Origin of the sequence: Helicobacter equorum (genome assembly GCF_900198655.1) — a bacterium.
Classification (GTDB): domain Bacteria; phylum Campylobacterota; class Campylobacteria; order Campylobacterales; family Helicobacteraceae; genus Helicobacter_F; species Helicobacter_F equorum.
Map to the genome: position 1 here is coordinate 1 of NZ_FZPO01000052.1, position 7366 is coordinate 7366.

The 7366-nt window shown below is 37.9% G+C and carries 6 protein-coding genes and 2 pseudogenes; 7 read left to right on the forward strand and 1 reads right to left on the reverse strand.

Annotated elements, in window-relative coordinates:
- The 7 genes and pseudogenes from C6H22_RS07265 to ychF all read left to right on the forward strand — a co-directional run.
- A partial coding sequence (locus C6H22_RS07265; RefSeq protein WP_199769823.1) for a S26 family signal peptidase occupies positions 1-741 on the forward strand: 741 nt, incomplete at its 5' end.
- The gene (gene rpiB / locus C6H22_RS07270) at positions 741-1166 is read left to right on the forward strand and encodes a ribose 5-phosphate isomerase B (RefSeq protein WP_104694636.1); all 426 of its coding nucleotides are present in this window, start codon (positions 741-743) and stop codon (positions 1164-1166) included. The genes C6H22_RS07265 and rpiB, both read left to right, overlap by 1 nt.
- A 19-nt stretch (positions 1167-1185) precedes the next feature.
- The gene (locus C6H22_RS07275; protein WP_104694637.1) at positions 1186-1524 is read left to right on the forward strand and encodes a hypothetical protein; all 339 of its coding nucleotides are present in this window, start codon (positions 1186-1188) and stop codon (positions 1522-1524) included.
- Positions 1525-1538: 14 nt separating this feature from the next.
- Positions 1539-2068: pseudogene (locus C6H22_RS07280) on the forward strand (adenine phosphoribosyltransferase).
- An 8-nt stretch (positions 2069-2076) separates the two neighbouring features.
- Complete coding sequence (locus tag C6H22_RS07285; protein WP_104694638.1) at positions 2077-2808, forward strand: DedA family protein; 732 nt, start codon at positions 2077-2079, stop codon at positions 2806-2808.
- Between the two features lie 19 nt (positions 2809-2827).
- The gene (locus C6H22_RS07290; RefSeq protein ID WP_267892037.1) at positions 2828-4222 is read left to right on the forward strand and encodes a leucyl aminopeptidase; all 1395 of its coding nucleotides are present in this window, start codon (positions 2828-2830) and stop codon (positions 4220-4222) included.
- A 1-nt stretch (position 4223) separates the two neighbouring features.
- The gene (gene ychF, locus C6H22_RS07295) at positions 4224-5324 is read left to right on the forward strand and encodes a redox-regulated ATPase YchF (protein ID WP_104694640.1); all 1101 of its coding nucleotides are present in this window, start codon (positions 4224-4226) and stop codon (positions 5322-5324) included.
- Positions 5325-7137: 1813 nt separating this feature from the next.
- Here ychF and C6H22_RS07300 read toward each other — a convergent pair.
- Positions 7138-7366: pseudogene (locus C6H22_RS07300) on the reverse strand (glycosyltransferase family A protein); the annotation flags it as partial.

Consider the following 7366-nt stretch of genomic DNA (forward strand, 5'->3'; position numbering starts at 1 on the left):
CCAAACAATGGAGATGCTGGTATCAAAGAATTTAAAGAGCAATTAGGTGAGAAATTGGAAACACGAGAATTTTTAGGAAGAACATTTATAAAAGATCCATTTATATTGCAGCACGCAGGAATTTATTATGCACCAAGGTGGTGGCATATCTCTGAAGCCCAAAATTCTAGGATCACGCCGCTATATAAACGCGCATATTTTCGTGATGAAAAAGGATTGTATACCAAAGTTTGTAAAGATGGTGGGAGTATCTCTGATGCAGATAGACGCATAGATTGCGATATTTTTGAGAAACAATATACCACCTTTGCACAAGATGAATTTGTGTATGTATCAAACCTTGGGTTTATGGATATGGCTATGCGTGATGGTATAGCGATGGATAAATTGCGTGATAGGCAAGGTGAAGTATTTTTTTATACTAAAGTGCCACAAGATTCATTTTTTATGGCAGGAGATAATCGCAACAATAGTTTTGATTCTCGATTTTGGGGTAGTGTGTCATACAACAATATCATAGGGCAGCCGTGGTTTATTTATTTTAGTTTCACAAAAGCTAATAGTGAGGAAGTAGGTGCAGATATACATACATCAGAGCGTTATATCACTCGTTGGGAGCGTTTGTTTAAGGGAATAAATGGTCTTGAGGAGTTAGCCAAGCAGTATAGAGATAAGCAAGTCTCATCACAGCAAGCACTAGAAGAAACCAAAGAGCATATTTTAGAAACAGGGGTGTTATAATGCAGGTTTTTATCGCATCAGATCACGCAGGGTTTAGATTAAAGGAATTTGTCAAAGAGGTGCTTTGTGCCAAAGGTTTGGAAGTTTGCGACTTGGGTCCAGATTCGAATTTGCGTGTGGATTATCCAGATTTTGCTAAAAAGCTCTGTGAGAGCGTTAGTGCTAATACAGAATCTAAAGGTGTGCTTATTTGTGGCAGTGGTATAGGTATGGGTATAGCAGCAAATCGCTTTAGCGGTATACGCGCAGCACTTTGTACCGATCCATATTTGGCAAAAATGGCACGCGCACATAATGATGCTAATGTATTATGCATGGGTGAGCGCGTGATAGGGCAGGGTGAGGCAGAAGAAATCGTGTTGCAGTTTTTTAGCACAGAGTTTGAAGGTGGCAGACATCTTGAGAGGGTGCGTAAGCTTGGGTAGATAGATTGGAGAGAAAGTTATGAATCTTTTTGCACAATGGATTTTTCTCACAGGATTTATACTTTTTGTGCTGTATATGATAGTGCGGACGTTTTTTTATAAGAGTGTCGCGCGCAAAGAGGAGAAGAATGCCGCCTCTATGAAACTTACATTAAATGAGGCAGAAATTTTAGTGCGTAAACATCAACTACAACTACAGCGTGCGCTTGGCAACATTGATAATATGCAACAAGAGATGAATGCACTCAAAAATGAAGTAAAAGTCTTAAAGGCTCGTAACTCACAATATAGAATCGAGACAGATAAATACAAGGCGCGTATTAAGGAGCTAGAGCAAAAAATTGAGGCACTTTTATAATTTAAGGAGTATTTATGGATAGCAAAAAATTAATAGATTCTATACGCAAAATTCCGGATTATCCAAAGCCTGGGATTTTGTTTTATGATATTACGACAATGATAGGCAACAAAGAAATATTTTGTGAGCTTATACAATCCCTTGCTGAGCGCTATAAACATCGTGATATTGATTTTGTTGCTGGAATAGAATCTCGAGGGTTTATTTTTGGATCTGCCTTGGCATATGCCCTTGGAGTAGGTTTTGTGCCTATCCGAAAAAAAGGCAAGCTACCATTTACCACGGTGAGTGAGAAATATAGCCTTGAGTATGGGTTTGATGAAGTAGAAATTCACATTGATGCATTTGGAGATAAAAAAATGCGCGTATTGTGCTTATTGATGATCTTATTGCCACTGGGGGCACTGCACAAGCAGGAGCGAAGCTTATCCAAACACTTGGCGCACAATGCGTGGAGGCGGTGTTTATTTTGCATTTGTGCGAACTTGGAGGAAAAGCAAAGCTCCAAGAGCTTTGTGATGTGCATTGTGTGCTAGATATTTAGGGGGATTTATGCACACTCTATGGCATTCTATAAAGCAAAACCCAAAAAAAATCTTAACTTGGGTGTGTGTGATCCTTGTATGTATCGGTTTGATAGTATATTACAAAAGCACAGGTTTTTCACTTGAGGAATTTATCGTAACGCTTTGGGATAAGCATGTAGAGAATTGGGGATATGCGATTTTATTTTTTTGGGGGATTTTAGAGGGTGAGTTAGGGCTTATTTTTGCTGGGTTAGCTGTGCATGATGGCAAAATGCATTTACTCGCCTCTATTTTTGTTGCGGGTTTTGGAGGTTTTGTAGGAGATCAGATTTATTTTTATATCGGCAGATTTAATCGCAAAGGGATTCAAGAAAGCCTAAAGTCTCAGAGACGAAAATTTGCACTCGCAACTCTCTTGTTGCAGCGATATGGTTGGTCTATTATTTTTATACAACGCTATATGTATGGTATGCGCACAATTATCCCTATGAGTATTGGTACGACGCGCTATAGTGCTGTGAAGTTTGCTATTGTTAATTTTTTGAGCGCACAAGTGTGGGCAGCTATCACTATCGTGCTTACTTGGTATTTTGGTGAAGAGATTTTTATTGTGCTTGATTGGTTTAAGGATCATCCTTATTTGCTTATTCCTTTAGCAATTATTATCGGTGGTGGTGTGCTTTGGTATTTTCAAACACAAACAAAGCGCGTGGATAAGCGTATTACAAAATTACAAGCAAGGAGTAGTAATGATTGAGATTGTTATAACAGATTCTATGCAAGGTCAAGCATATGTGGAATTTGTGCTAGATTCTAAAGGAAGCAAAAATATACAAAAGGCACAAGAGTTTGGGTTTGATGGTAAGGGACAATTTTTCTTGCAAGAAAAAAAGACACTGCTTGTGTGCATAGACGAGCGTCATGTAGATGTTGTGCGTGAAGTTGGTGCAAATATTGCACGATTTTTTAAATCTCTAAAATTTGGAAGTATTGGCATAAAGGCATTTGGTGATGAAACTTTAGATTATGCGCTTATGCTTGGGATTTTGGCAGGTTGGCAAGATAGTGGTTTATATAAATCAAACAAAAAAGAATATGTATTTTCGAAGGTGTATATACAAGGTGATAGTGTTCTAGGAAAGGTCGCAAAGCGCGCAAAAATTGTGGCAAAGAGTTTGCATATAGTGCGAGATTTGGTAAATACCATGCCACAAGTTGCGACTCCCGCATATCTTTCGGAGTATTGTAAAAAACTTGCACAAAAAAAGGGATTAGAATGCAAAGTTTTGGATACAAAGGGCTTACAAAAAGAGCGTATGGGTGCGTATCTCGCTGTGAGTAGGGCTTCTGTGAATCCACCATATCTTGTGCATTTGAAATATAAGCCAAAAAAGCCTTTGGCGCGTGTTGTGGTAGTAGGCAAGGGATTAACATATGATAGTGGTGGGTTAAGTCTCAAACCAAGCGAATATATGATAACGATGAAGGCAGATAAAAGTGGTGCGTGTGCGGTTATAGGAATTTTGAACGCTGTGGCAGAACTTGGGCTACATATCGAGGTGCATGGAATCATTGGTGCGGCAGAAAATATGATTGGCGGTGATGCCTATAAGCCTGATGATGTGCTATTTTCGCGTGAAGGCAAAAGTATAGAAGTCCGAAATACCGATGCTGAGGGGCGCTTGGTGCTTTGTGATTGTTTGAGTTATGCTCAAGATCTAAAACCTGATGTTATTGTGGATTTGGCGACACTTACGGGAGCTTGTGTCGTGGGACTTGGAGAATATACAAGTGGTATCATGGGATATAATGAAATACTTAAAAAAGACTTTGAATCTTGTGCGTTACAGAGTGGGGAATTGATGGCATGTCTGCCATTTAACCGCCATATCAAAAAACTTTTAGAATCTAAGGTTGCAGATATTTGCAATATCGGATCAAGTCGCTATGGTGGTGGGATAAGCGCTGGAATGTTTTTGGGGGAATTTATCCGTGATGAATATAAAAATAAATGGCTACATATCGATATAGCCGGACCTGCGTATATTGAGCGTGAGTGGGATATTAACCCAAGTGGTGCGAGTGGAGCAGGGGTGCGTGCTGTGCTTGCTTTTATAGAGAATCTAGAATCTAAGCAAGATTCTAGAAAGCCAAAATCTAAAAAGGTGTAGTATGGGATTGTCTATTGGGATTGTAGGACTTCCAAATGTGGGTAAATCCACAACTTTTAATGCACTTACCAAAACACAAAATGCTCAAGCTGCAAATTATCCATTTTGCACCATAGAACCTAATAAGGCTGTAGTGAGTGTCCCTGATGATCGGCTTTTGGAGTTGGCTAAGATTGTAAATCCGCAGAGAATCTTACATTCACAAGTAGAGTTTGTGGATATTGCTGGACTTGTGCGAGGTGCGAGCAAAGGCGAGGGGCTTGGTAATCAATTTTTGGCAAATATCAAAGAAGCTGATGTAATTTTGCATATTGTGCGATGTTTTGAGGATAGCGATATTACACATGTAGAAAATCGTATAGATCCAATAGGCGATATTGAGATTATTGAGTTAGAGTTGATTTTGGCTGACATAGCAACATTGCAAAAGCGTATTGCAAAGCTAGAGAGGGAAAGTAAGGCACAAAAGGGTGCCAATACTATGCTTGAGGTGGCAAAAGATTTACTTGCACATCTAGAATCTGGCAAGAGTGCTAAAAATTTTCACTCTTGTGATATGCAAGAATTTTTAACCCTCGATAAAGAACTGCGATTTTTGAGTAATAAGGAAGTTATTTTTGGTGCGAATGTCGATGAAGATGGTTTAGGTGTGGATAATGAATTTGTCAAGCAAGTGCGTGAATATGGAGCAAAGCGGGGAAGTGAGGTTATCAAGCTTTGTGCTAAGATCGAAGAAGATATGGTAGGTATGAGTGATGAGGAACGCAAGGAGTTTTTACAAGAGCTTGGCGGTGGAGATAGTGGGCTTGCACAGATTATTTGTGTAGGGTTTGCAAAATTAGGACTTATTAGCTATTTTACTGCTGGAGTGCAAGAGGTACATTCTTGGACTATCAAAAAGGGCGATAAAGCTCCACAGGCTGCAGGTGTGATTCACAAAGATTTTGAAAAAGGCTTCATTCGAGCTGAAACCATTAGTTATGAGGATTTTATCAAATATGGTGGGGAGCAAAAAGCCAAAGAGGCTGGTGCTATGCGGAGTGAAGGGAAAGATTATATCGTGCAAGATGGCGATGTCATGCATTTTAGGTTTCATGTGTGATAAGGTATCTAGGAGTTGGTAATGATTAAGGCAAATACTTAAAAACAAAATATAAAAATATCGCTTGAGGCGTTTTGTGCATTTTTACCTTGGGCTATACCCTTTAGTGCCCCATTGGTATTTTATAGTGGGTTACTTATCTATGTTTTCTCTCATTTTGGTATCCATCACGATTTACACGCATTACATTAGCAGTGTGCATTGTTATGGGTGGTGCTATAGGGTTTGAGGATACCATTTTGATTGGTGATAAGGCGAATTATTACCTGTTGGAATACTATCATCTTCTCTACTAAAAAACCTCAAGTCGTAATTCTTACAATACCAATAGATTAAATCGCTCTGTAAAATAGTTTCTATGCGAATGGAAACTTCTTTGTAAGCCTAGCAAGAATATCTTTTGAGATATGTCAAACTTCTTGTGTTTGTGTGCTTTGACGCAATATGCATTTCATAACCCCCCCCCTACTTAAAAAACAAAAAGCAACATCCCAGGCTTACTAGAGCTTCTCAAGCCATTTCTTGTTTCCTCCATGTTTTAGTTTCTGAGTCCATGCATACACAAATCCCAATTTTGGATAAGAAATCACAAGATGCTTTAAGCAATTAAGCTTGCCAAGATGTAAGTCTTTGATATAAGGCTTGAGTTCCGGGAGTCTTTGCTTGATATTATGTGGATCCTTATCAAAGCAAAAGATTCCTAGAGACCATAAGCAACAAGCACGCAAAAAATGTTTTGCCATTTTCTTAGTTTTTTCATCTTCGCATTTTTCTAGTTCATCAATCAAAGAAAATGTAATAGCAAGAGCGCATTCTTGGTGATGGTATTTCCTTGTGAGGTAGGGATCATCAAAAATCTTGAGTAAATCGTACAAAATCGGAGCGACACTTATATACGCACTTTTTTCAAAGTTTGAATTGCTATTGTCTCTTACGCGATAGGCATAGAGTTTTTTGTCAACTCTTGCAATATAACTTGCTCGTATAAAAAGTACGATCCCAAACCCCAAATCTTCTGCAAAGTTTAAGCCATTGATAAAATAAAGACCAATCTTTTGCAAGAATGCAAAATCAATCATGCCAGACCATGCAAAAGCCCATCCAATTTTTTTGTCTCTGACAAATTCAAACCATTCTTGGGAATCTATGATAGGGCGTGGAATGCCTTGAAAAAAGTATTCAAACTGTGTGAGTAATCTCTTGTCATACGCCAGATTTTCAAAAAACACATCATTGTCAAACCACACAACCTCTGCTTGCTTGCCTTGACTTTGAGAATCTGCAAAAGCCTTAAGACATAATTCCACGCAATCTTCCCTCCAATAATCATCAGAATCTAAAAAAATAACGTAATCAATATGTGGAGGAATATAAGTATGTGTGGATTCTAAAGAGTTTAGGGAATTTTTAATGCTATTTTGCAAAGCATTTTCTTGTGTTTTACTAGTAACCAATACAGCACTCTCATTTGTATATATATCTTGTGTTTGACTAGCCAAAAGTTCTTGTGTTTTACTAGTTTGCATAAAAATTTTTTTAATGCGATAAGGATTAGAATCTCTAACTTCATAGGTTTGTAAAAAAGCAAAAGAATGAAAATCTGAAGAATGGGGGTTTATCTCTTTTGATGTGTTGTTTTTATAAGAGTAAGTTTTGCTTAGCTTTGCTTTATATTGGCAATGAGTGTTTTTTAGTTGATAAGATTGTGTAAAGTCTTTAGATTCTAAAGAAATATCTAAACATTCTTTTGCTTTTAGGTTAGTACTGCCCCCCCCCCCTAGTTCATTATTGACTTTACTTTTTTGCAATTTTATATTCGTATTAAAGTATTCAATCCCTACATTTCTAGCACTGCTTAATCCTCCATTTTCTTTATCAAAGAGGATAAAGCGAGAATCTTTTAAAACATATTCTTTTGCAATTTCTAAACTTCCATCAGTGCTTCCATCATTGACTAAAACTATATGCAGATTCTTATAAGTCTGATTGATTACAGAATCAAGACATTCTTTTAAGTAAGGGGCTACATTGTAGATTGGTAT